This window comes from Rossellomorea aquimaris (assembly GCF_000935355.1).
Classification (GTDB): Bacteria; Bacillota; Bacilli; order Bacillales; family Bacillaceae_B; genus Rossellomorea; species Rossellomorea aquimaris_B.
The window spans coordinates 137,360-162,252 of the sequence record NZ_JXZC01000006.1; the positions used below are offsets into that span (position 1 = coordinate 137,360).

Here is a 24,893-nt window from a genome sequence, read left to right on the forward strand (position 1 = left end):
TAATATATAGTCTACTGCTATAATTCAAAATAGTGTACATGTGTGGAAATAACAGGAGTTGAACGTATAATGAACCGTGAAGAGAAATTAGAAAGACAATCAAGAATTAGAAACTTTTCGATCATTGCTCATATAGATCATGGGAAATCTACCCTTGCCGATCGTATCTTAGAGAAAACGAAAGCACTGACGGCACGTGAAATGAAAGAGCAATTGCTAGATTCAATGGATCTGGAAAGAGAACGTGGAATCACCATCAAATTAAATTCTGTGCAATTAAAGTATCAAGCGAAAGACGGTGAAGAATACATCTTTCACCTCATTGATACACCAGGGCACGTCGACTTTACATACGAAGTATCTCGTAGTTTAGCTGCTTGTGAAGGGGCCATCCTTGTAGTTGATGCAGCTCAAGGGATTGAAGCCCAGACATTGGCGAACGTGTATCTTGCCTTAGATAATAACTTAGAGATTCTTCCAGTCATCAATAAAATCGATCTTCCGGCAGCAGATCCGGAAAGGGTGCGACAAGAAGTGGAAGACGTGATCGGACTCGATGCTTCCGAGGCAGTACTTGCCTCTGCTAAAGCAGGGATCGGGATTGAAGAAATCCTTGAGCAAGTGGTTGAGAAGGTACCTGCACCAGTTGGAGATCCCGATGCGCCTTTAAAAGCGCTGATCTTCGATTCCTTATATGATGCATATAGAGGAGTCGTTGCCTACATCCGTGTGATGGAAGGTAGCGTCAAAGTAGGGGATAAGGTCCGTATGATGGCAACAGGGAAAGAGTTTGAAGTGACCGAGATCGGTGTCTTCACTCCTAAAGCCACGGGTCAGAAAGAACTGACGGTCGGGGATGTCGGTTACCTGACAGCCGCTATCAAGAACGTAGGGGACACCCGTGTGGGGGATACCATCACCCTGGCGAAAAACCCTGCTCGGGAAGCATTACCTGGATACCGCCGACTGAACCCTATGGTCTATTGCGGTTTATATCCAATCGATTCAAATCGCTATAACGACCTTAGAGAAGCACTTGAAAAACTTGAATTGAATGACTCAGCACTTCAGTATGAGCCGGAAACATCACAAGCGCTAGGATTTGGATTCCGTTGTGGATTCTTAGGTCTTCTTCATATGGAAATCATCCAGGAGCGTATCGAGCGTGAATTTAAGATTGACCTTATTACGACAGCGCCAAGTGTTATCTATCATGTTAAGCTGACAGATGGGGAAGAAGTGAAGGTGGATAATCCGTCCATGATGCCGGATCCTCAAAAAGTGGATCATGTTGAAGAGCCTTATGTTAAAGCTACCATCATGGTTCCAAACGATTACGTTGGAGCCGTAATGGAGCTCTGTCAAGGAAAACGAGGTAACTTCATCGACATGCAGTATATGGATGATACTCGAGTGAACATCGTATATGAAATTCCGCTTGCTGAAATTGTGTATGATTTCTTCGATCAGCTAAAATCCAATACGAAAGGGTATGCTTCATTTGATTATGAGCTGATTGGATACAAAGAATCCAAGCTTGTGAAAATGGATATCCTTTTAAACGCTGAAAATGTCGACGCTTTGAGCTTTATTGTTCACCGCGACTTCGCTTATGAACGCGGGAAGTTGATTGTAGAGAAGCTGAAGGAATTAATTCCGAGACAGCAATTCGAAGTTCCCGTCCAGGCAGCGATCGGTCAAAAGATCGTCGCAAGATCGACTATTAAAGCCATTCGTAAAAACGTTCTGGCAAAATGTTACGGTGGGGATATCTCACGTAAACGTAAACTTCTTGATAAACAAAAAGAAGGTAAAAAACGTATGAAGTCCGTTGGTTCTGTCGAAGTTCCACAAGAAGCCTTCATGGCCGTCCTGAAAATGGACGATACAGATAAAAAATAATTGTCTTGAAGATAAAGGGGGAAAGTGGCTTGTACTAAACAAGCACTGCTTACCCCCTTTTCTCTATGAATGCCCCAAAAGGAGGGATAAACTTGGTGAAATCAGCTTATATTCATATACCTTTCTGTGAACACATCTGTCACTATTGTGATTTTAATAAAGTCTTTTTAGAAGGACAGCCTGTAAATGAATACTTAATCAGCTTAGGAAATGAAATGAAGAATAGAGTCATGTCCCAAGACAAGCTTGATACGATTTTTGTCGGTGGCGGCACTCCTACTTCATTGAATGCAAACCAGCTGGAAATGCTATGCGAATCCATCACGACTCATTTGCCCTTTGATCAGGGTGAATTTACTTTTGAAGCAAACCCCGGAGATTTGACCGAGGATAAACTCCGTGTCCTAAAGGACCATGGTGTGAATCGACTAAGCTTCGGTGTCCAGTCGTTCAATGATGACCTTCTAAAAGGAATTGGCCGCACCCATAAAAGCGAAGATGTGTATACATCTGTGGAAACGGCTCAAAAAGTAGGATTCTCGAATATCAGCATTGATCTGATTTATAGCCTGCCTAAGCAAACAGAGGAAGATTTTCAAGATACATTGAAAAAAGCACTTGATCTTGATCTTCCCCATTACTCGGCTTATTCACTCATCGTAGAGCCGAAGACGGTCTTCTATAACCTGATGAGGAAAGGGAAGCTGTCATTGCCTTCTCAAGATCAGGAAGCGGCTATGTACGAGATTCTGATCGAAACGATGGAGAAATACGGGATCAATCAATATGAAATCAGTAACTTCGCCAAAAACGGATTTGAAAGCAAACATAATCTCGTTTATTGGGACAATAATGAATATTATGGTTTAGGTGCCGGTGCACACGGATATATAAACGGAGTACGTTATTCCAATTACGGTCCCCTAAAAAAATATATGGACCCGATAGCAGAAGGTTCCCTGCCTACCATCCAGCAGCATGAAGTCACCAAAGCCGAAATGATGGAAGAAGAAATGTTCCTCGGATTACGTAAGGTAGAAGGTGTGAGCAAATCCATATTCCAACAAAAATTTGATTGCAGCGTGGAGTCCGTCTTTGGTACCTCACTCTCTGAAATGGAGAAGCGAGAACTGCTTTTAGTAGATGAGGAGCGTGTGGCACTTACGAAGCAGGGACGCTTTTTAGGTAACGAAGTGTTTCAATCTTTTCTGGGAGTAATCTAATATATTGACATCCCTTTTCTGATTTGATAATTTATTAATTAGATTTAGCACTCATCTTGATAGAGTGCTAACAGGGGTGATGAATGTTGTTAACAGATCGACAACTTCTAATTCTTCAAGTGATTATTGATGATTTTATTCTGTCAGCTCAGCCTGTCGGTTCCAGGAGCTTGTCGAAGAAGGATGAGATTTCGTTCAGCTCGGCTACGATTCGAAATGAAATGGCTGATTTGGAGGAATTGGGTTTTATTGAAAAAACACATACTTCTTCAGGTCGTGTTCCATCTGAAAAGGGTTATCGTTATTACGTGGATCACTTGCTTTCTCCTCAGAAATTAAAGAAGAACGATGTGCATGCATTACGCTCCATTTTCACTGAGCGAATATATGAATTGGAGAAAGTGGTCCAGAAGTCGGCAAAGATCCTTTCGGAGCTGACGAATTATACGACAATCGTATTAGGACCTGATTTGAAGGAGAATAAGCTGAAAAAAATTCAACTTATTCCTCTGAACAAAGATACAGCTATTGCCATTATCGTGACGGATAACGGACATGTTGAAAATAAACTTTTCCACATTCCGCCTACAATGGATGCAGCAGAGCTTGAGAAGCTCGTTTATATCTTGAATGACCGGTTATCGGGGGTTCCGATTAGTGAATTGAACGATAAAATCTTTAAGGAAGTCGCCCTTTTACTTAGAGAGCATATTCAGAACTATGATTTTATCCTTCACTCCATAACGGACTCTTTTAACCCGTCGGTTACAGATAAGCTGTTCTTTGGAGGGAAAACCAATATACTTAATCAACCTGAGTTTAATGACGTCCAAAAGGTTCGAATGCTCCTTGAAATGATTGAACAGGAAGAAAGCATCTACAACTTGATCCGTCCATCCGCTACAGGATTGAATATTAAGATTGGGAAAGAAAATGATCATCTTGCTATGGAGAATTGCAGTCTCATAACCGCTACTTATTCTATTGGTAAAGAACAATTAGGTTCCATTGCGATTATCGGACCTACTCGAATGGAGTATTCCCGTGTCGTTAGTTTACTTAATTTCTTTTCAAATGATATGTCCAAGGTTCTTACGAAGCTGTATCAAAGTGAAGATTAGTGGACATATTGTATAAAGGAAAATAGGGCCCCGGAAGCAGGTTTTATGCTCTTCTGGCGCCTTGGAATGGTCGCAGATTTTTAAGGAGGTGAATGTTATGTCTGAAGAAACAAAACAAGAACAGCAAGAAGCGAAAGAGGAAAAAAGCGAAGCGGTGGAAGAAGTATTCGCTGAAGAACCTCAAGTGGAAGAAGTGACAGAAGGAGAACAACACGAATCAGATGAGCTTTCACAATTAGAAGAAAAGCTGAATGAGTCTGAAAATCGTTATCTTCGTTTAAGAGCTGATTTCGATAACTTCCGCCGTCGCGTAAATGTGGAAAACGAAGCGAAGGAGAAATATCGTGCTCAAGGACTTATTACAGAACTATTGCCAGCACTTGATAATTTCGAGCGTGCTTTAAATATAGAGGCTGATAATGATCAAACGAAAACACTGCTGCAAGGAATGGAAATGGTTCACAGAAGCATTGTTGAAGCCCTTAAGAAAGAGGGAGTGGAACCAATTGAAGCGGTAGGTCAACAGTTTGATCCTCACTTGCATCAAGCTGTTATGCAAACAGAAGAGGAAAACGTCGATAGCAATGTGGTTGTCGAGGAATTCCAAAAAGGATATAAACTAAAAGACAGAGTAATTCGTCCTTCCATGGTGAAGGTCAATCAATAATATAGACATTACATATACAAAATAGGGAGGTTTCTTACTATGAGTAAAATTATCGGTATTGACTTAGGTACAACAAACTCATGTGTATCAGTACTTGAAGGCGGAGAACCTAAGGTCATTGCAAATGCAGAAGGAAACCGCACGACTCCTTCAGTTGTTGCGTTCAAAAATGGTGAAAAGCAAGTCGGGGAAGTAGCGAAGCGTCAGGCCATCACAAACCCTAACACAATCATCTCAGTGAAACGTCACATGGGGACAGATCACAAAGTAGAAGCTGAAGGTAAAGAATACACTCCACAAGAGATTTCAGCTATGATTCTTCAACACTTAAAATCATATGCAGAAGACTATCTTGGAGAAAAAGTTGAAAAAGCGGTTATCACAGTACCTGCTTATTTCAATGATGCAGAGCGTCAAGCTACCAAAGATGCCGGGAAAATCGCAGGTCTTGAAGTTGAGCGTATCATCAATGAGCCAACTGCTGCAGCACTGGCATATGGGCTGGATAAAATGGATCAAGATCAAACCATCCTTGTTTACGACCTTGGTGGCGGTACATTCGACGTATCCATCCTTGAACTTGGTGACGGAGTATTTGAAGTGCGTTCTACTGCCGGTGACAACCGTCTTGGTGGAGACGACTTTGACCAAGTCATCATCGATTACCTTGTAGCTGAATTCAAGAAAGAGAACGGAATCGACCTTTCCAAAGATAAAATGGCTCTTCAACGTCTTAAGGACGCTGCTGAGAAAGCGAAGAAGGATCTTTCCGGTGTGACTTCAACTCAGATTTCACTTCCATTCATCACGGCTGGAGAAGCTGGACCGCTACACTTGGAAGTGACTCTATCAAGAGCGAAGTTCGATGAAATTTCTTCTGATCTTGTCGAGCGTACAATGGGACCAACTCGTCAAGCAATGAAGGATGCTGGTCTTTCTGCAAGCGAAATCGATAAGATCATTCTTGTAGGTGGTTCAACTCGAATCCCAGCTGTACAAGAAGCGATCAGAAAAGAAACAGGTAAAGAGCCATCTAAAGGTGTTAATCCTGACGAAGTTGTAGCGATGGGTGCTGCGATTCAAGGTGGAGTTCTGACAGGAGACGTAAAAGACGTTGTCCTACTTGACGTTACACCACTATCATTAGGTATCGAAACAATGGGTGGCGTATCAACGAAGCTGATCGAGCGTAACACAACGATCCCGACGTCTAAATCACAAACATTTTCAACTGCTGCGGATAACCAGACAGCTGTTGATATCCATGTATTACAAGGTGAGCGCCCCATGGCAGCTGATAACAAAACGCTTGGCCGTTTCCAATTAGCGGACATTCCGCCGGCACCACGTGGCGTACCACAAATCGAAGTGAAATTCGATATTGATAAAAACGGTATCGTGAATGTAAGCGCGAAGGATCTTGGAACAGGTAAAGAGCAAAATATCACGATCAAATCTTCTACAGGTCTTTCAGATGATGAAGTAGAACGCATGGTGAAAGAAGCAGAAGAAAATGCCGAAGCGGATAAAAAGCGTAAAGAGGAAGTTGAACTTCGCAACGAAGCCGACCAACTTGTATTCCAAACGGAAAAAACGTTAAAAGATCTTGAAGGCAAAGTGGAAGAAGATGAAGTGAAAAAAGCGGAAGATGCGAAAGCTGAATTGAAAGAAGCGATCGAGAAAGACGATCTGGATCTTATCCGTGAAAAGAAAGATGCATTACAAGAAATCGTTCAAAGCTTAACGATGAAGCTTTATGAACAGGCTCAAGCGGAAGCTCAAGCAGCTCAAGGAGCAGAAGGCGAAGCTTCGAAAGACGACGATGTAGTCGATGCTGAATACGAAGAAGTAAACGACGACAAGAAATAATCCAGTATGAACGAAAAAGTCAAAGTCAGGGCGGTTCTTGGCTTTGACTTTTTCTATGATTGAAGAGAGTGGAAGAAGATTCATTCATCTAACAGACACAATCAATTAGAAGGAATGTTGAGTTTTTATTGATAATAGTCGAAGCTCAATGTTAAAATAACCTTTATGCAAAGGATTCGGGAGTGGTGTTTTAATGAGTAAACGGGACTATTATGAGGTTCTTGGGGTCGGAAAAGATGCCTCAAAAGACGAAATGAAGAAAGCATACCGCAAGCTCTCCAAAAAATATCATCCTGATATTAATAAAGAAGCTGATGCGGATGAGAAATTCAAAGAAATATCGGAAGCTTATGAAGTATTAAGTGATGATCAGAAGCGTGCACAATATGATCGTTTCGGTCATACGGACCCTAACCAAGGTTTTGGGGGTGGCGCAGACTTTGGCGGCGGCGGTTTCGGAGGTTTCGAAGACATCTTTAATACGTTCTTCGGTGGCGGCGGGGGCCGCAGAAGAGATCCGAATGCCCCTAGACAAGGTGCGGACCTTCAATATACGATGTCACTGACGTTTGAAGAAGCGGTATTTGGAAAAGAAACAGAAATCGAGATTCCGAGAGAAGAAGAATGTGACACCTGCCATGGTTCAGGTGCGAAGCCGGGAACAAAAGTCAATACATGTTCTCACTGTAATGGATCGGGTCAACTAAATGTGGAACAAAATACACCGTTCGGCCGCATTGTAAACAGACGCGTTTGTCACTACTGTAACGGTACAGGTAAACAAATCAAGGAAAAATGTTCTACATGTGGCGGCGCGGGTAAAGTACAGAAGCGCCGTAAAATCTCTGTGAAAATCCCGGCTGGTATCGATGATGGTCAACAGCTGCGTGTTACTGGCCAAGGTGAACCAGGTATAAATGGAGGACCGGCGGGTGACTTGTACGTTGTCTTCCACGTGCGTTCACATGATTTCTTCGAACGTAACGGGGATGATATTTATTGCGAAATGCCTGTGACGTTTGCACAAGCGGCATTAGGTGATGAAATTGAAGTGCCGACCCTGCACGGAAAAGTAAAGCTGAAAGTGCCTGCAGGAACTCAAACTAGCACGAGATTCCGTTTGAAAGGTAAAGGAGTACCGAATGTACGTGGATACGGTACAGGTGATCAGCATGTTCAAGTGAAAGTGGTTACCCCTTCTAAATTAACGGATAAGCAAAAGCAACTATTAAGAGAATTTGCTGATATCAGCGGACAAATTCCGGACGAACAGCATGAAAGCTTTTTTGATAAAGTGAAAAAAGCCTTTAAAGGCGAATAACTAAAGAGCGGAGTTGGTAGATCTATGAAATGGTCAGAAATCAGTATTCTTACTACGAATGAAGCGATTGAGCCGATTTCAAACATTCTTCATGAATCAGGAGCAAGCGGTGTTGTCATTGAAGACCCTGCTGAATTACTTAAGGAAAGAGAAGATATGTTTGGAGAGATCTACCAACTCAATCCTGATGATTACCCAACAGAAGGTGTGTTAGTGAAGGCGTATTTACCTGTAAATAGTTTTCTTGGGGAAACAGTTGATGAGATCAAGCAGGGTATTACAAACCTGGTTACCTATGATATCGACATTGGTGAAAACAAGGTGGAGATTTCTGAAGTAAATGAGGAAGAATGGGCCACGGCATGGAAGAAATACTATCATCCTGTGAAGATTTCTGATAAATTTACGATCGTCCCTACTTGGGAAGACTATACCCCGGTTCACAGTGACGAACTTATCATTGAACTGGATCCAGGCATGGCGTTCGGTACAGGAACTCATCCTACAACGGTCATGTGTATTCAAGCTCTTGAGCGGATCGTTAAAAAACACGATACGGTCATCGATGTAGGAACAGGTTCAGGTGTATTATCCATTGCAGCCGCACAGTTAGCTGCAGACAATGTAAGAGCGTATGATCTTGATGAAGTGGCTGTTCGTTCAGCAAGACTGAACGTTAAGCTGAACAAAGTTCAACAAACTGTAACGGTTGACGCAAATAATTTATTGAACGGCGTTACAGGGCAAGCGGATGTGATTGTAGCGAACATTTTGGCTGAAATCATTTTACGCTTTACAGAAGATGCCTTCGAACTTGTGAAACCGGGCGGATTTTTTATCACTTCCGGGATTATCCAGCCCAAGAAGCAAGAAGTACGTGACGCACTGGAGTCTGCCGGATTTATAATAGAAGAAATTATGGTTATGGAAGACTGGGTCGCTATTATTGCTAAGAAGCCTATGTAAAGGCAAGGAGCTGAAACTGTATGCAACGATATTTTATAGATGACATATATCGAGAAAATGATCCGATTACGATTACAGGGGACGACTATCATCATATCGTCCGTGTCATGAGAATGAAGGAAGAGGATGAAGTATTTGCTGTTTTCAAGGATCAAGCATCAGCAATTGCCCGTATTGAAACGATTTCCAGTGACGCAGTAGAACTATCAATAGTAAAATGGGAAACAACGACGAAAGAATTACCAATTAAAGTAACCATTGCGAGCGGACTGCCGAAAGGGGATAAATTGGAGTTGATTTTCCAAAAGGGAACAGAGCTTGGAGCCACTCAATTTATCCCTTTTAATGCGGATCGCTCCATTGTGAAGTGGGACGATAAGAAAGCAAGGAAAAAGGTAGAGCGATGGGAGAAGATTGTGAAGGAAGCGGCTGAACAGTCTCACAGACTCCTTGTTCCCGATGTATCTGCACCCATTTCATTAAAACAATTAATACAGGAACAGTTTGATTTCAAACTTATCGCATACGAAGAAGAAGCAAGAGCCGGAGAAAAAGGAAATCTTTCAAAGGTGTTATCCACGATTGAGAGTGGACAAAGTGTCCTGGTCGTATTCGGTCCTGAAGGTGGATTAACGGAAAAAGAAGTAGAGATGTGTAAGAGCGCGGGATTTATCCCCTGTGGTTTAGGTCCCAGAATCTTACGGACGGAGACTGCTCCATTGTATGTCCTATCAGCCATCAGCTATCAATTAGAACTTATGAGGTGATTGTAATGCCATCAGTAGCGTTTCACACTCTAGGGTGTAAAGTGAACCACTACGAAACAGAAGCCATTTGGCAACTATTCAAAGAAGAAGGATATGAACGTGTAGAATATGATTCCATCGCAGATGTGTATGTTATCAATACATGTACGGTAACCAATACAGGAGACAAAAAGAGCAGGCAGGTCATTCGTCGTGCCATCCGGAAAAATCCTGACGGAGTGATCTGTGTAACGGGGTGCTACGCTCAAACGTCCCCTGCTGAAATCATGGCGATACCGGGCGTTGATGTCGTAGTGGGTACCCAAGACCGAAGAAAAATGTTAACGTACATTGAAGAATATAAAAAAGAACGCCAACCGATCAATGGTGTCACAAACATTATGAAGAACCGTGTCTACGAAGAGCTGGATGTTCCGGCATTTACGGACCGTACCCGTGCCTCTCTTAAAATCCAGGAAGGGTGCAATAACTTCTGTACATTCTGCATTATTCCATGGGCTCGTGGACTTATGAGATCCCGTGATCCTGAAGAAGTGATTCATCAAGCTCAACAACTTGTGGATGCAGGTTATAAAGAGATTGTCCTTACAGGAATTCACACTGGAGGATACGGAGAGGATATGAAAGACTACAATCTTGCCATGCTTCTAAAAGACCTGGAGCAAAAAGTAAAAGGTCTGAAAAGAATCCGTATTTCTTCTATTGAAGCCAGTCAATTAACAGATGAAGTCATTGAAGTGATCGATCAATCCAATATTGTTGTAAGACACTTACACATTCCTCTTCAATCCGGATCTAATACGGTCCTTAAGAGAATGCGCAGAAAATATACGATGGAATTCTTTGCAGAGCGCTTGGAAAAGCTTAAGAAGGCTTTACCAGGACTTGCCGTTACATCTGATGTCATTGTCGGCTTCCCTGGTGAAACGGAAGAAGAATTTATGGAAACATATAATTTCATCAATGAACATAAATTCTCAGAGCTTCATGTTTTCCCATATTCTAAGAGAACAGGCACCCCGGCAGCAAGGATGGATGACCAGATCGATGAAGACATCAAGAATGAACGTGTTCATCGTTTGATTGAACTTTCGAACCAATTAGCGAAAGAATACGCTTCTCAGTTTGAACATGAAGTATTAGAAGTTATCCCTGAAGAAATATACCAGGATGATCTCTATGTTGGATACACGGATAATTACTTGAAAGTGGTATTCCCTGCAACGGAAGACATGGTAGGGAAGCTTGTGAAAGTGAAGATCACAAAAGCAGGTTATCCTTTAAACGAAGGTCAATTTGTACGTGTCCTTGAAGAAACAGACGAAAAGGCCGTAATTTAACGATCAAGGCACCTGACAATAGTTGGGTGCTTTTTTGTTTTTGCACAATAATACTTTGTAACCACTTTCTTTTTTTGCTTAGAATCAATTTATCTATTGATAAGTGAAGAAGAAGGTTGTAAACTATTAATGTCAATATAATAAATGAAATAGTTCTTTTTTTTAAACTTATAGTGCAAACGATTGCATTAAATGTAAGCGTTTGTATCTTACTATACTTTGATGAGGTGTTACGATGAAAAAGGCATGGCGTAAAGAAGCGGTAGGCTATCAAATCTATCCTAGAAGTTTTCAGGATTCAAACGGAGACGGAATTGGCGACTTACAGGGCGTGATTCAACGGTTGGATTATATTAAAGAATTAGGTATCGATGTGATTTGGATATGTCCAATGTACAAATCACCAAACGATGATAATGGATATGATATTTCAGATTATCAGGATATCATGGAAGATTTCGGTACGATGGAAGACTTCGATCAACTCCTTAATGAGGTTCATAAGAGAGAGATGAAGTTGATCATCGACCTTGTGCTTAACCATACTAGTGACGAACACCCTTGGTTTATTGAGTCTAAAAGCTCGAAAGACAATCCAAAGCGCGATTGGTATATTTGGAGAGATGGGGTAAAAGGCAAGGAGCCGAATAACTGGGAAAGCATCTTTGGAGGGTCGGCATGGGAGTATGACGAAGAGACAGATCAGTATTTCCTTCACGTATTCTCTACAAAACAGCCTGATTTGAACTGGGAAAATGAAGAGGTGCGCGATGCTCTTTATGATACTGTCAACTGGTGGCTTGATAAAGGGATCGATGGCTTTAGAATCGATGCCATCAGCCATATTAAAAAACGTCCAGGCCTTCCTGATATGCCAAATCCGAAAAAGGAAAAATACGTTTCTTCTTTCGATATGCATATGAACCAAAAAGGAATTCATACGTTTCTTAAAGAATTCAAAGATCGCACCTATGGAAATTATGATGTCATGTCTGTTGGAGAAGCGAACGGCGTGAAGGCTGATGAAGCAGAATTATGGGTTGGTAAAGAAAACGGTAAAATGGATATGATTTTCCAATTCGAGCATCTTGGTTTATGGGACGCTGAAACAAATCCTGACTTAGACATCGTCGAATTGAAAAAGGTGCTCTCGCGTTGGCAAAAAGGACTTGAAGGCAACGGCTGGAATGCACTATTCATAGAAAATCATGATAAACCCCGCGTTGTGTCCACTTGGGGGAACGACAAAGAATATTGGAAAGAAAGTGCCACAGCTATGGCAACCATGTATTTCTTAATGCAGGGAACACCGTTTATTTACCAGGGACAAGAAATTGGCATGACGAATGTTCAATTTCCTTCCATAGAAGATTATGATGATGTAGCGGTTAAGAATTTATATCGTCTTAAGCGTGAAGAAGGCGTAGCGCATAAAGATATCATGGAAATCATCTGGGCATCATCCCGTGACAACAGCAGAACGCCAATGCAATGGTCAGACGAAGAAAATAGTGGATTTACAAGCGGAACACCCTGGATGAAAGTGAATCCAAACTATAAAACAATCAATGTAAAAGCTCAGGAGAAGGATGAAAAATCCATTCTGAACTTCTACAAAAAGATGATCCAATTAAAGAAAAATGAAAATGTCTTCACGTACGGAAGCTATGATCTGCTACTTGAAAAAGACAAGCAAATTTATGCGTATACCCGCACAGGAGAAGTTCAATCCATGATCGTGATCACAAACCTTTCCACAAAGAACGCCGTTTGTGACCTTGATGAGTTAAAAGTCTCTTCATCTGATCTTTTACTGAATAACTATGATGTAGACAGCCATGAAAATGTAAGCATGTTAACTCTTAAGCCATACGAAGCAAGAGTGTACCGTTTAAAATAATGAGGATTGCAACCCTGGTCATTGAATACCGGGGTTGTTTTTATTTTATTATGATAAATGAAAAGGTTTTCTTTTTTTGGAGATGCTATTAAGAAATACTCGTCTTTTTCTCTTTGTTTTGATATGATAGGAGAGGTACGGACAACTGTTAAAGGAGAGATAATGAATGACTACGAACATTGCAAGTATGATTGATCATACTTTACTTAAACCTGAATCAACGAAAGACCAAGTGGAAGTACTTTGCCAGGAAGCGAAAGAATTCAAGTTTGCTTCTGTATGCGTTAACCCGACATGGGTTCAATATTCAAGCGAATTATTAAGCGGCACTGAAGTAAAAGTGTGTACGGTTATCGGTTTCCCACTGGGAGCTTCCACCCCTGAAACGAAAGCATTCGAAACAAAAGATGCAATCGAAAAGGGTGCAACAGAGGTAGATATGGTCATCAATATCGGCGCACTAAAAAGCGGCGACCATGAACTGGTGAAGCGCGATATCGAAGCTGTTGTGGCAGCATCTAAAGGTAAAGCACTTTCAAAAGTAATCATTGAAACGTGCCTGCTTACGGACGAAGAAAAAGTGAAAGCCTGCCAATTGGCTGTAGAAGCTGGAGCGGATTATGTAAAAACATCCACAGGATTCTCTACTGGAGGGGCGACTGTGGAAGATATCGCTCTTATGAGAAAAACGGTTGGGCCTGAAATCGGTGTGAAAGCTTCAGGCGGCGTACGCTCTGCTGAAGATGCACAAGCGATGATTGAAGCAGGGGCTACTCGTCTTGGAGCAAGCTCAGGCGTGAAAATCGTACAAGGTTTAACAAGTGACTCTGACTATTAATAAAAAAAGCTGAACGAGGTTCTCATACCTCGTTCAGCTTTTTTTCGGAGGGTGAACTTTTTCAATAAAACGTGCAAATTGATCAGCAAATGGCAGGACAAGGATCGAGCATAAAATGTTGAATACGACACTGGCATGGGCCAATTGTAAATCGGGTGAGCCAGCTAAAGATTGAACCACGGTTCCGAGTAATGGGATGAGGGGGATAAAGAGGGCGACTCCAATAACGTTAAGCCATATGTGAGCATAAGCCGTCAGTTTCGCTTGGATACCTCCGCCAATGCTTGCGATAAAGGCGGTAATGCACGTCCCGACATTTGCTCCGAGCATAATGGCAATTCCTGCATGAAGATCAATGGATCCCGCAGCCAGAAACCCCATAGTCACCCCTGTCACAACGGTACTGGATTGAATGATCGCCGTTAATACACAACCAATCAAGAGAGCCAGGACAACATGTTCGTTCACTTCTGTGATATACGTGCGCAAGGATTCATGAGTAGTTAATGGTGTTGCCAGCCACTGAATCGCACGGATCGAAGTAAAGATCAATCCAAACCCGATACATATCATTCCCGTACTCCGGATGGAAGGTGAGGGGAAAAAATACAGGATGCATCCTATGATCATGGAAGGGACGATAAGATAATTCATATCCAGTGTGAACATTTCAAGGGTAAATGTGGTTCCAATATTGGATCCGAGCATAATTCCAATGGTCTGTCTGAACGGTATCAAGCCAGAGGAGGCAAGTCCCACAGTGAGGACCATAACGGCAGAACTGCTATGAATAAAGGCTGTCACAACCGTTCCTGTAAGAACACCCTTAGTGGGGGTGCTTGTTAAAAAGTGAAGCCATTTTTTAATTTTCTGATTCGCAATATTAAAAAGCCCTGACCGCAGCCAGGTCATTCCAAGCAAAAAACATAAAATAAAAAAAATAAACGCTGTCCCATGTAAAATCATTTCATTCCTCCTACAAACCAGCCTGCTTTATACAAATGTATGGAAGAAATGAGTGAGACATGCCTAATTATAAGAGTGTTTTATGATAAATTGTTGACCTATTACATATCATATATTATAATGGCAAAGTACATGGATTTCTTTATAACGATAAAGAATTCATCCAAGAAAGACATACACTTTCTGTCCCCTTGTTACAATGTTGCAAGGGCAAAGCCATAACCTATTGGTGAAGTAAAGGACGCCAGAAAAATCTGCGTCTTAAGAAATTGGTACAAACCGTTTCTTGACTTTAACATGTAAGTGTAGTGTGTTCGGAGGGAGGGAAAGAGAGATGTCAAAAACAGTTGTTCGTAAAAACGAATCGCTTGAAGATGCTCTTCGTCGCTTCAAACGCTCAGTTTCTAAAACAGGAACTTTACAAGAGTTTAGAAAGCGCGAATTTTATGAAAAGCCAAGCGTAAAACGCAAAAAGAAATCAGAAGCTGCAAGAAAGCGTAAGTTCTAAGAGAGGGTGTAAGTATGAGTCTTCTCAATCGTTTAAATGATGATATGAAACAAGCGATGAAAAATAAAGAAAAAGAGAAGCTTTCTGTTATTCGTATGCTTAAAGCTTCACTTCAAAATGAAGCGATTAAACATGGGAATCAGGAACTCTCTGAAGACGAAGAGTTGACTGTCCTTTCTCGAGAAGTGAAGCAACGGAAAGACTCCCTCCAGGAATTTCAAAACGCTGGTCGCGAAGACCTCGTTGAAAAAATTCAAACAGAACTGACTTACGTCGAAATATATATGCCGAAGCAGCTTTCAGAAGAAGAAGTCTCTGCTATTGTTCAAGAAACAGTAACTGAGGTAGGTGCTACTTCTAAAGCCGACATGGGCAAAGTGATGGGAGCAATCATGCCTAAATTAAAAGGGAAAGCCGATGGAGCTCTCGTCAACAAACTTGTTCTTCAACATCTATCATAAGATTAGAAAAACCGGGAAGCCTTGGTGCTTTCCGGTTTTTTTATCCGCTTTATATGGATGTTCATAAGAGCGATAAGAGTTGAAAATAAGTCTTCGGAAGATGTTAATAAAATGATTAAAGTCGATAATAAAAGAATCAAATTTGATAGTAAAGAGTCTAAAATCAATCATATCTAATGGTCAACCCATCAAATACCCTACTTTTTCTGTTTTTTACTATATTAATAAATTCGAGCACAACTACATAATAATTTTAATAAAGTTGAAACTATTTTAGTAGCTCATCCGTACATAGAGTATCAAGGAATATTACCTGAAACGAGGGGGTTGCGTTGAAAAGAGGTCTACTTATATTTTTCATGATGATTCTCGGGTTTAGTTTTTTACAGCCCTTGTTAAGCTCTGCTGAGAATACAAAAAAAGTATACGTTATACCTATTCACAAAGAAGTTGAGAAAGGCCTTCAAGTATTTCTGGAGAGGGCGATAAGTGATGCAGAAGAAAATAATGCTGACCTTATTATATTTGATATTGATACACCAGGAGGTCTGGTAACGGCAGCTGGTGATATTGGTCAGCTCCTTGATGGTGTGGAGATAAAGACGGTTGCCTTTGTCAATAATCATGCTTTATCGGCAGGTGCCTTCATCTCCCTTCATGCTGATGAGATCTATATGGTTCCGAATGCTCAGATGGGTTCTGCTGCAGTGATTGATCAGGCGGGGAATGCAGCAGATAAGAAAGCTCAGAGTTACTGGCTTTCTGCCATGAAGAGTGCCGCCGAATCAAATGGGAGAGACCCTCAATATGCTTTGGCCATGGCCGATGAAACGGTAGTAATCGAAGAATTGGGGATTGAAAAAGGGGAGCTACTGACTCTCGGTTCAAAAGAAGCCAAGCAAGTCGGCTACTCAGAAGGGACCGTTGCAAATCTGGATGAATTATATGAAACTCTTGGTGTCGATAAGTCTTCTATTGTAACTATCGAAGAGACTTTTGCGGAGAAGCTGGCACGATTTATTACAAATCCGGTCGTTGTACCAATCCTTCTTTCGTTGGCGAGCCTTGGGTTGATAGTTGAACTGTATTCACCAGGCTTTGGAATTGCCGGTTCGATCGGATTGATTTCGCTTCTGTTATTCTTTTATGGACATTTAGTGGCGGGACTTGCCGGTTACGAAACCATCATCCTCTTTATCATTGGAACCGCCCTTATCGTTGCGGAGTTTTTCCTTCCGGGGGGCATTGCAGGCGGACTTGGCATCGGAGCAATTCTCGCAAGTATTATGCTGGCAGGGGGCGATGTAGTGCAAATGGGGATATCTCTTCTAATCGCTATACTTGTTGCCGTTGCGACAATGATTATCTTTGTAAAGGTGTTTGGTAAAAGAATGAAATTTTTTAACAAAATCATTTTAAAAGATTCAACTAGCACAGAAAGTGGATATGTATCAAACATCAATCGGTTAGAGCTGATCGGTAAAGAAGGTGTAACCAAAACGCCTTTAAGACCATCTGGAACCGTGATTGTAGATGATGAAAGAATCGATGCTGTGACAGAAGGCGGCTTTATCAAAGCAGGCGAAAGAGTTAAGATAGTGAAGGTAGAAGGTTCAAGGATTGTTGTAAGGGACATTTCATAATACTTTAGGAGGTAATAAAATATGGTTATAGGACCAAGTACGATTTTACTGCTCGTTGCGATTGTGGTGGGCATTATCGTTTTAGCTGTTTTATTTACATTTGTACCAGTCATGCTGTGGATTTCAGCGATTGCAGCGGGAGTGAGAATCAGTATTTTCACACTAGTGGGGATGAGATTGAGACGTGTTATCCCGAGTCGTGTGATCAATCCATTGATTAAAGCCCATAAAGCAGGAATTACGGTAACGATCAATCAGTTGGAGAGTCACTATCTAGCTGGTGGTAATGTAGACAGAGTGGTCAATGCACTGATTGCGGCTCATCGAGCGAATATTGAACTAACCTTTGAGCGTTGTGCGGCTATTGACCTTGCAGGTCGTGACGTACTTGAAGCAGTTCAAATGAGTGTTAACCCTAAAGTGATTGAAACGCCATTTATTGCCGGTGTGGCAATGGATGGAATTGAAGTGAAAGCCAAAGCGCGCATCACGGTTCGCGCAAACATTGACCGCCTTGTCGGGGGTGCCGGGGAAGAGACAATCGTTGCCCGTGTAGGGGAAGGGATTGTATCGACAATCGGTTCATCCGACAATCACAAGAAAGTATTGGAAAATCCGGATCTAATTTCTCAAACTGTCCTTTCAAAAGGCCTGGATGCAGGTACGGCATTTGAAATTCTCTCGATTGATATCGCGGACGTTGATATCGGCAAGAATATCGGGGCAGAACTGCAAACAGAACAAGCGGAAGCTGATAAGAACATTGCACAAGCGAAAGCAGAAGAAAGAAGAGCAATGGCCGTTGCCAATGAGCAGGAAATGAAAGCAAGAGTAGAAGAGATGAGAGCGAAGGTTGTGGAAGCTGAAGCAGAAGTACCTCTTGCCATGGCTGAAGCGCTCAGATCAGGCAATATCGGTGTGATGGACTATATGAACTTAAAGAATATCGACGCTGATACGGAAATGAGAGACTCGATCGGGAAACTAACCGGGGATAAAAATGATCCGAAAAATTCTAAAGATAAGTAATATCCCCTTGTGAGAAAGGAGTTTTCTCCATGGAACCTTTAATCATTGCCATACTGATCGGACTCATCACTTCGATCTTTAATAAAGTGAAAGAGTCACCTTCAAATAAACCAGTAAGGCAAAAGCCGATTCAGACGGCGTCTCCCCCTCCTTCTGAACCTCATGAAAGAGGGAGGGAAAGGGAGAGGGAGAGACATGCACGCAGCAGATTGCCAAGAGAATACAAAGAACCATTGAAAGACGCAGCCTCTTCCATTCAAACCCGGTTTGAAGAAAAGAAGAAGGAAGCAGAATCAACGTATGCAGACTTACAAAAGAAAGAAGTGCGTTATTCCCGCAGACTGGAAGCTCATCAATCAAGAGCCAAGATGATACGGGAGAAAGGTACGCCTCTCAACATTGATTTCAACAATGGAGATGATATCGTAAAAGGATTTATTTTCTCGGAGGTATTCGGACCTCCGCGATCAAAAAAACGGCATCATCAAAAATAAAAGTGATGAAACCCCTTTTCATTTCATAAATATGAGATGAAAGGGGGTTCTTTTTTTATGGCGAAAAGCTTTTTACAACAAATGCGTAAGTGGATGACACAGAAAATGGATTTACCTGAAGATGTCATGATGGACCTTCCTCGCGTCACAATGATTGGACAAATTCATATCTATATAGAAAACCATCGCGGTCTGTTGACGTTCACGGATCGAGAGGTGCGGCTTCTGCTCAAACAAGGTCAACTTTTAATAAAAGGTGAGCAATTTGTCATCAAGATGATTCTTCCTGAAGAAATTCTTCTTCAGGGGAAGATCGTAGAAGTGATCTATTTAGAACAATAGGAGGGACCGATTTGAAGAACCAGTGGTTTACCTTTTTGAAAGGAAAGGTATTTGTGAAAATGGAAGGAAGGTTGGTTGAGAGGGTCATTAATCAATTGCTCCGGGCGGGTATCACGATTTGGAATGTGAGAAGAGCCGGTACGGAGACCATCACATTTTACTTATCCTTAGAAGATGTACATAACTTCCGAAGAGCGGTTAGGACATCAGAGTGTAAAGTGACATTTCTAAGAGGTCAAGGAATTCCATTTCTGATTAAGCGCTCCCTGAAGAACTCAGGGTTCATGATTGGTGGACTTGCTTTCTTCATTATCGTGTTCCTGCTTTCCAATATGGTGTGGGACATCCAAATCAAGGGGGCGTCACCGCAAACGGAGCACAGTATAAGAAAAGAGCTGGAAGAAATGGGAGTATCGAAAGGGAAACTTCAATTCTCACTCCCGGATGTAGAAAATATTCAAAGAGAGCTATCCTACAGGATGAACAATATTACATGGGTAGGGGTGGAACTGCAGGGGACAACCTTTCACTTCCAAGTGGTTGAGAAGAATGCCCCTGAACCATCTCAATCGTCTGGTCTTCAGCATATTGTAGCCAAGAAGAAAGCAATCATCACTCAAATGTTTGTAGAAGAAGGAGATCCCCAGGTGAACGTCAATGACTATGTAAACAAAGGTCAGCTTCTCGTATCGGGTTTGATCGGAAATGAAAAAGATCCTAAAGGGGTTTCGGCCAAGGCGAAGATCATGGGGGAAACATGGTATAAATCTAGTGTGGATCTACCATTGAAATCCCGATTTGTGGTTTTTAGCGGTGATGAAAAAAGAAAACATTATGTGGGAATCGGTTCTTTCAATATTCCGATTTGGGGATTTGGAAAGGTTGAGTACAAAGAGTCCATCGAGGAAGAGAACAAAAAGAACCTCCGTTTTCTTAAATGGGAGCTGCCTATATATTATATTGATAAAAGCTTTAAAGAGAAAGAAGATGTAGAGAGAACGTATACAAAATCAGAAGCCATTGATGCGGCGAAGAAGCTTGCCAAAAGTAATTTAGAATCCATCCTCCCTGAGGATGCGGAAGTCACAGATGAAAAAATTTTGCAAGAAAAGGTTGAGAATGGTAAAGTTAGGGTAACAATTCACTTCAAAGTATTAGAAAACATTGCAGTAGGACAACCAATTATTCAAGGAGACTAACGAATGTCAGATGAAATCTTAATGAAATTACAACTTGAAAACCCAAACGAAGCCATCGCTTTGTTCGGTGTTTCAGATTCTCACCTTAAATTAATAGAACAGGAATTACACGTTTCCATCGTAACAAGAGGCGAAGAATTGCTGGTTTCAGGTAAAGAAGAAGATGTAAGTCTCGCTCTTGATGTTTCAGATCGACTTGTAGCTGTGATACGTAAAGGGATCAATATTGGCCAAAGAGATGTTCACTATGCACTGGAAATGGGCAAACAAGGCACACTCGAATACTTTACGGATTTGTACAATGAAGAAATTACGAAAAATGCAAAAGGTAAATCCATCAGGGTGAAAACCCTGGGGCAGCGCCAATACATCCAGGCTATCAAGAAACACGATATGGTGTTTGGGATTGGTCCGGCCGGGACGGGAAAAACCTATCTGGCTGTTGTGATGGCAGTACATGCGTTAAAAAACGGACAGGTGAAAAAAATCATCCTTACACGCCCTGCTGTTGAAGCAGGAGAGAGCCTGGGCTTCCTTCCGGGTGACTTAAAGGAAAAGGTAGATCCTTATCTGCGTCCCCTATATGACGCCCTGCATGATGTACTGGGTGCCGAGCATACAGCTCGATTGATTGAAAGGGGCACCATTGAAATTGCTCCTCTGGCTTATATGAGAGGACGTACCCTGGATGATGCGTTTGTCATACTGGATGAGGCACAAAACACAACGAAAGCACAAATGAAAATGTTTTTAACCAGACTTGGCTTTGATTCGAAAATGATCATCACCGGAGATCGCTCTCAAGTGGATTTACCGAGAGGAAGCGAGTCAGGATTAATTTCTTCTGAAAGAATATTAAAAGATGTAAAAGGAGTATCGTTTATTTATCTTGATCAAGCGGATGTGGTTCGTCATCCATTGGTCGCTAAAATAATCGATGCGTATGAAACAATAGAAAAGTAATGCGGTAAAGAGATTGATCCAGTGTGTCACTCTGTAACAGCGGTGACACATGCAGGGATCGATCTTTTTTTATAGGGTTTAACATAGATAATTAAGTAAAAAACTGTTATCATTTTACATAATTGCTGGATTATTTTTCACTCGTGCTTTTTTGTAAGCTCTTTACCTTGAACTGGTTGAAATTGTACTTACATAACAGGGGGTTCTTTATGCAAACGCACCCATTTTTACTCAAAATAAGGAGCTTTCTTAGCTACCGACTATTTACTAATCTCTTATTTGTGTTACTTGGTATTATTGTTTTCGGGGTCTTGTATGGAAATGTAAAACCGAAAACCCTGGATATCAATTTGTATGAAGAAGCTCCTACAACGATACGGGCTCCTAAGAAATTCGTTGATGATGAGGCTACTGAGAAGAAGAAGGAAGAAGCAAAGGCTGAAGTTGCGAATGTCTACACCACGAAAGAAGGAGCCGTCGACAACTCCATATCCCTTCTTCGCTCACTCATTGAAAGTGTTAAAGAAGTGAAGGCGCAAACGAAGGGTGAAGAAACCGAGGATCTAAAGCCTTCTCCAGGAGCTGATATAAATGAACAGCTCAAGCTGCTTAAAGGGAAGCTTCCAAAGGATAAAGATAATAACGTGACCAATGGTTTGAATGATTCCGTATTAAAAACCCTTTTAGAAGCATCAGAAGAAGACCTGGATCGAATGGAGACGATTGTTTCCACTCAATTAAAAGTCATTATGGAAAATGGTGTGAAAGAGGATGAGTTAAAAGAAGCGAGATTTAATTTAGAGCAAAGGATCACCAGCTACAGTTTTAAAGGGGATCAGACTACAGCGGCTGTTGCGCTTGGGAATGTTGCCCTTGAGCCTACTCAGTATTACGACGCGGAAAAAACGGATGAGTTGAAAAAGCTCGCTGAAGTTAATGTTCAAAAGGTTGAAATCATAGAAGGTGGAGTCATAGTACAAGATGGAGACCTGATTACACCGAAAGTATACAGTATCCTGAAATCCATGGGGATGGTTGAAAATACGTTCTCTTTCAAGCCCTATATTGGACTGGCCCTCTTTGTCCTTGTCGTGATCAGTTCGCTGTATTACTTTTTCTATACTCTGGAAGTAACGGAAGAACGAAAACAGAATTATTTAATCCTTACGAGTATCGTGTTTGTGATTTCACTTCTGATCATGAAGATTGTGGGATTAATAGACCAGATGGAGATCAATGATATTGCCTTTATTTTACCTGCTGCATTCACGGGTATGATACTGAGGATTTTATTAAATGAGCGGATTGCCATGATGATGGTGTTTATTTTATCAGCATGCTCAAGTATCATCTTTCATCAGCAGTTCTCCGGTTCAATCGATATTGAGATCGCTATTTATACGTTATTCAGTGGTGTATCAGGGATTCTCTTTCTAGTGAGCCGAAATCAGCGCTCGAATATTTTAAGAGCGGGTATTTACGTTGCTCTAGTGAATATATTGATCCTGGCGTTCTTAGTTCTGTTAAGCGGTACTTCTTATTCCAATAGCGAATATGTGTATTATCTCGTATTTGCCCTGGTATCGGGAATCGGTTCCTCTATATTAACAATCGGTTTCCTGCCGTTTTTCGAGGCCGGATTCGGCATACTTTCTTCTATGAGGCTGGTTGAGCTCTCAAGCCCTACACAACCATTATTAAAGAAGCTGCTGACCGATGCCCCGGGTACTTATCATCACAGTGTCATGGTAGCGAATCTTGCAGAATCTGCATGTGAGTCCATTGGCGCAAACGGCCTATTAGCGAGGGTCGGCTGCTATTACCATGATGTTGGAAAGTCAAAAAGGCCACATTTTTTTATTGAAAATCAGCTCAATATGGAAAATCCCCATGATCGGGTCTCGCCTGAGACGAGTAGGGATGTTATTATAAGTCATGCTTCAGACGGTGCCGAAATGCTGCGTAAGCATAAGCTGCCAAAGGAAATTGTAGATATTGCCGAGCAGCATCACGGAACGACATTGTTGAAATATTTTTATTATAAGGCAAAGGAACAAGGGAAAGATGTTAAGGAAGAAGATTATCGATATCCCGGTCCTAAACCACAAACAAGGGAAGCGGCCATTATCAGTATTGCAGATAGTGTGGAAGCGGCTGTCAGATCGAAGAAATCTCCCACTCAAGGAGAGATTCAACAGCTTGTTCATTCCATTGTACAAGACCGCCTGCAGGACGGTCAGTTTAACGAGTGCGATATTTCATTGAAGCAATTGGAGACAGTCAAGAGATCTCTTTGTGAGACTCTGAATGGAATCTTTCATCCGAGAATCGAATATCCGGAACTTAAAGCAAAAGGAGAAGAAGCATGACATTATTGATCGACTTTATTGATGAAACAGAGAAATTATCCGATGAGGAAACAAATTTGGTGCAAAACATCTTAAACTTTGCAGCAATAAAGGAAGAAGTCGAAGATGATAGCGAAGTATCGGTTACGTTTGTGACGAACGAAAGAATCCAGGAAATTAACCGTGAATATCGCCATAAGGACCAGCCCACAGATGTGATTTCCTTCGCTCTTGAAGAACTGGGAGAAGACGAAGTTGAAATTGTAGGTGGTCAAATTCCACGTGTACTCGGTGATATCATCATTTCCATCGATCGAGCCAAAGAGCAGGCGGAAGAATATAATCATTCATTTTCCCGTGAACTGGGTTTTCTTGCTCTTCACGGATTCCTGCATTTATTGGGATATGATCATATGGAAGAAATCGATGAAAAGGAAATGTTTCAGAGACAAAAGGACATTTTAGATGAATATGGACTCAAAAGGGACTAAGTTCGGCCTATTCAGGTTCTTGAAGTCTTTTGGATATGCCGCAGATGGGATTAAATCTGTATGGGCCACGGAGCAGAATTTCAGGATTCACTCTTGTGTAGGGATCATTGTTTTTATCTTAGCGTATATGCTGTCAGTATCTGCCCTGGAATGGATCATTTTAATTATATTGGTGTTTTCGGTATTGGCACTTGAAACAATGAATACAGCGATAGAAAAAGCAGTGGATCTTTCAACGTCAGACTACCATCCCCTGGCGAAAGCGGCAAAGGACCTTGCTTCGGCTGCCGTATTACTCTTTGCGTTCTGTACCGCGATTGTTGGTACCATCATATTTCTTCCAAAACTACTTGAGATTATTTCTGCTCTTTGATGGAAGAAACGAAGATGCGAATACCTGAAAAACAAAGGCTGCAAAAGAGAAATTGTACGATTTCTCTTTTGCAGCCTTTAATTCATTTGAAAACGTTCTTATACTTGTATAGAATAAGTGGAGCAAAGGACAAAATCGATAAATAGTTTGAATTATCTAACT

Annotated in this window: 23 protein-coding genes; 22 read left to right on the forward strand and 1 reads right to left on the reverse strand. The window is 41.5% G+C overall.

Annotated elements, in window-relative coordinates; all coding sequences use genetic code 11:
• Positions 1 to 69: 69 nt before the first annotated feature.
• From lepA to deoC, 11 genes are all read left to right on the forward strand, one after another.
• Positions 70 to 1,902 (forward strand): translation elongation factor 4, encoded by a 1,833-nt coding sequence (gene lepA / locus TV75_RS14975; protein WP_044339595.1) that lies wholly within the window; start codon positions 70 to 72, stop codon positions 1,900 to 1,902.
• Between the two features lie 65 nt (positions 1,903 to 1,967).
• The gene (gene hemW, locus TV75_RS14980; protein ID WP_156142461.1) at positions 1,968 to 3,125 is read left to right on the forward strand and encodes a radical SAM family heme chaperone HemW; all 1,158 of its coding nucleotides are present in this window, start codon (positions 1,968 to 1,970) and stop codon (positions 3,123 to 3,125) included.
• Between the two features lie 86 nt (positions 3,126 to 3,211).
• A complete protein-coding gene (gene hrcA, locus TV75_RS14985) occupies positions 3,212 to 4,246 on the forward strand; it encodes a heat-inducible transcriptional repressor HrcA (RefSeq protein WP_044339688.1) in 1,035 nt (344 codons plus the stop codon).
• Between the two features lie 97 nt (positions 4,247 to 4,343).
• Positions 4,344 to 4,913, forward strand: coding sequence for a nucleotide exchange factor GrpE (gene grpE, locus TV75_RS14990; RefSeq protein ID WP_044339597.1), 570 nt, complete (start codon positions 4,344 to 4,346; stop codon positions 4,911 to 4,913).
• Between the two features lie 39 nt (positions 4,914 to 4,952).
• A complete protein-coding gene (dnaK, locus tag TV75_RS14995) occupies positions 4,953 to 6,782 on the forward strand; it encodes a molecular chaperone DnaK (RefSeq protein WP_044339598.1) in 1,830 nt (609 codons plus the stop codon).
• A gap of 193 nt (positions 6,783 to 6,975) precedes the next feature.
• Positions 6,976 to 8,103 carry a molecular chaperone DnaJ gene (dnaJ, locus tag TV75_RS15000; RefSeq protein ID WP_044339599.1) on the forward strand — a complete coding sequence of 376 codons (1,128 nt, stop codon included), beginning with the start codon at positions 6,976 to 6,978 and terminating at the stop codon, positions 8,101 to 8,103.
• A 24-nt stretch (positions 8,104 to 8,127) separates the two neighbouring features.
• Positions 8,128 to 9,069, forward strand: a complete 942-nt coding sequence (gene prmA, locus TV75_RS15005) for a 50S ribosomal protein L11 methyltransferase (protein ID WP_044339600.1) — start codon at positions 8,128 to 8,130, stop codon at positions 9,067 to 9,069.
• Positions 9,070 to 9,089: 20 nt separating this feature from the next.
• Complete coding sequence (locus tag TV75_RS15010; RefSeq protein ID WP_044339601.1) at positions 9,090 to 9,836, forward strand: 16S rRNA (uracil(1498)-N(3))-methyltransferase; 747 nt, start codon at positions 9,090 to 9,092, stop codon at positions 9,834 to 9,836.
• A 5-nt stretch (positions 9,837 to 9,841) separates the two neighbouring features.
• Positions 9,842 to 11,176: a tRNA (N(6)-L-threonylcarbamoyladenosine(37)-C(2))-methylthiotransferase MtaB gene (mtaB, locus tag TV75_RS15015; protein ID WP_044339602.1), complete on the forward strand. Its 1,335-nt coding sequence runs from the start codon at positions 9,842 to 9,844 to the stop codon at positions 11,174 to 11,176.
• A 235-nt stretch (positions 11,177 to 11,411) separates the two neighbouring features.
• Positions 11,412 to 13,076 carry a glycoside hydrolase family 13 protein gene (locus tag TV75_RS15020; RefSeq protein WP_044339603.1) on the forward strand — a complete coding sequence of 555 codons (1,665 nt, stop codon included), beginning with the start codon at positions 11,412 to 11,414 and terminating at the stop codon, positions 13,074 to 13,076.
• A gap of 166 nt (positions 13,077 to 13,242) precedes the next feature.
• On the forward strand, positions 13,243 to 13,914 hold the full coding sequence (deoC, locus tag TV75_RS15025) for a deoxyribose-phosphate aldolase (RefSeq protein WP_044339604.1): 672 nt from the start codon (positions 13,243 to 13,245) through the stop codon (positions 13,912 to 13,914).
• 33 nt (positions 13,915 to 13,947) lie between these two features.
• On the opposite strand, the gene TV75_RS15030 is transcribed toward deoC, so the two are convergent.
• Positions 13,948 to 14,880 (reverse strand): Na/Pi symporter, encoded by a 933-nt coding sequence (locus TV75_RS15030; RefSeq protein WP_044339605.1) that lies wholly within the window; start codon positions 14,878 to 14,880, stop codon positions 13,948 to 13,950.
• 334 nt (positions 14,881 to 15,214) lie between these two features.
• Between TV75_RS15030 and rpsU the strand changes: the two genes are divergently transcribed.
• The 11 genes from rpsU (at position 15,215) to TV75_RS15085 (ending at position 24,731) form a co-directional block, all read left to right on the forward strand.
• Positions 15,215 to 15,388, forward strand: a complete 174-nt coding sequence (gene rpsU, locus TV75_RS15035) for a 30S ribosomal protein S21 (protein ID WP_032087602.1) — start codon at positions 15,215 to 15,217, stop codon at positions 15,386 to 15,388.
• Positions 15,389 to 15,402: 14 nt separating this feature from the next.
• Complete coding sequence (locus tag TV75_RS15040; protein WP_044339606.1) at positions 15,403 to 15,849, forward strand: GatB/YqeY domain-containing protein; 447 nt, start codon at positions 15,403 to 15,405, stop codon at positions 15,847 to 15,849.
• 362 nt (positions 15,850 to 16,211) lie between these two features.
• Positions 16,212 to 17,492, forward strand: coding sequence for an NfeD family protein (locus TV75_RS15045; RefSeq protein ID WP_437176715.1), 1,281 nt, complete (start codon positions 16,212 to 16,214; stop codon positions 17,490 to 17,492).
• Positions 17,493 to 17,519: 27 nt separating this feature from the next.
• On the forward strand, positions 17,520 to 18,521 hold the full coding sequence (gene floA / locus TV75_RS15050; protein ID WP_044339689.1) for a flotillin-like protein FloA: 1,002 nt from the start codon (positions 17,520 to 17,522) through the stop codon (positions 18,519 to 18,521).
• Between the two features lie 29 nt (positions 18,522 to 18,550).
• Complete coding sequence (locus tag TV75_RS15055; protein WP_044339608.1) at positions 18,551 to 19,015, forward strand: hypothetical protein; 465 nt, start codon at positions 18,551 to 18,553, stop codon at positions 19,013 to 19,015.
• A gap of 57 nt (positions 19,016 to 19,072) precedes the next feature.
• Complete coding sequence (gene yqfC / locus TV75_RS15060) at positions 19,073 to 19,357, forward strand: sporulation protein YqfC (RefSeq protein ID WP_034757499.1); 285 nt, start codon at positions 19,073 to 19,075, stop codon at positions 19,355 to 19,357.
• Positions 19,358 to 19,368: 11 nt separating this feature from the next.
• On the forward strand, positions 19,369 to 20,556 hold the full coding sequence (gene yqfD / locus TV75_RS15065) for a sporulation protein YqfD (protein WP_044339609.1): 1,188 nt from the start codon (positions 19,369 to 19,371) through the stop codon (positions 20,554 to 20,556).
• Between the two features lie 3 nt (positions 20,557 to 20,559).
• A complete protein-coding gene (locus tag TV75_RS15070; protein WP_044339610.1) occupies positions 20,560 to 21,519 on the forward strand; it encodes a PhoH family protein in 960 nt (319 codons plus the stop codon).
• 209 nt (positions 21,520 to 21,728) lie between these two features.
• A complete protein-coding gene (locus TV75_RS15075; protein ID WP_044339611.1) occupies positions 21,729 to 23,888 on the forward strand; it encodes an HD family phosphohydrolase in 2,160 nt (719 codons plus the stop codon).
• Complete coding sequence (ybeY, locus tag TV75_RS15080; RefSeq protein ID WP_044339612.1) at positions 23,885 to 24,358, forward strand: rRNA maturation RNase YbeY; 474 nt, start codon at positions 23,885 to 23,887, stop codon at positions 24,356 to 24,358. Before TV75_RS15075 ends, ybeY begins: the two co-directional genes overlap by 4 nt.
• A complete protein-coding gene (locus TV75_RS15085) occupies positions 24,333 to 24,731 on the forward strand; it encodes a diacylglycerol kinase (RefSeq protein WP_044339613.1) in 399 nt (132 codons plus the stop codon). Before ybeY ends, TV75_RS15085 begins: the two co-directional genes overlap by 26 nt.
• The last annotated feature ends 162 nt before the right edge of the window (positions 24,732 to 24,893 follow it).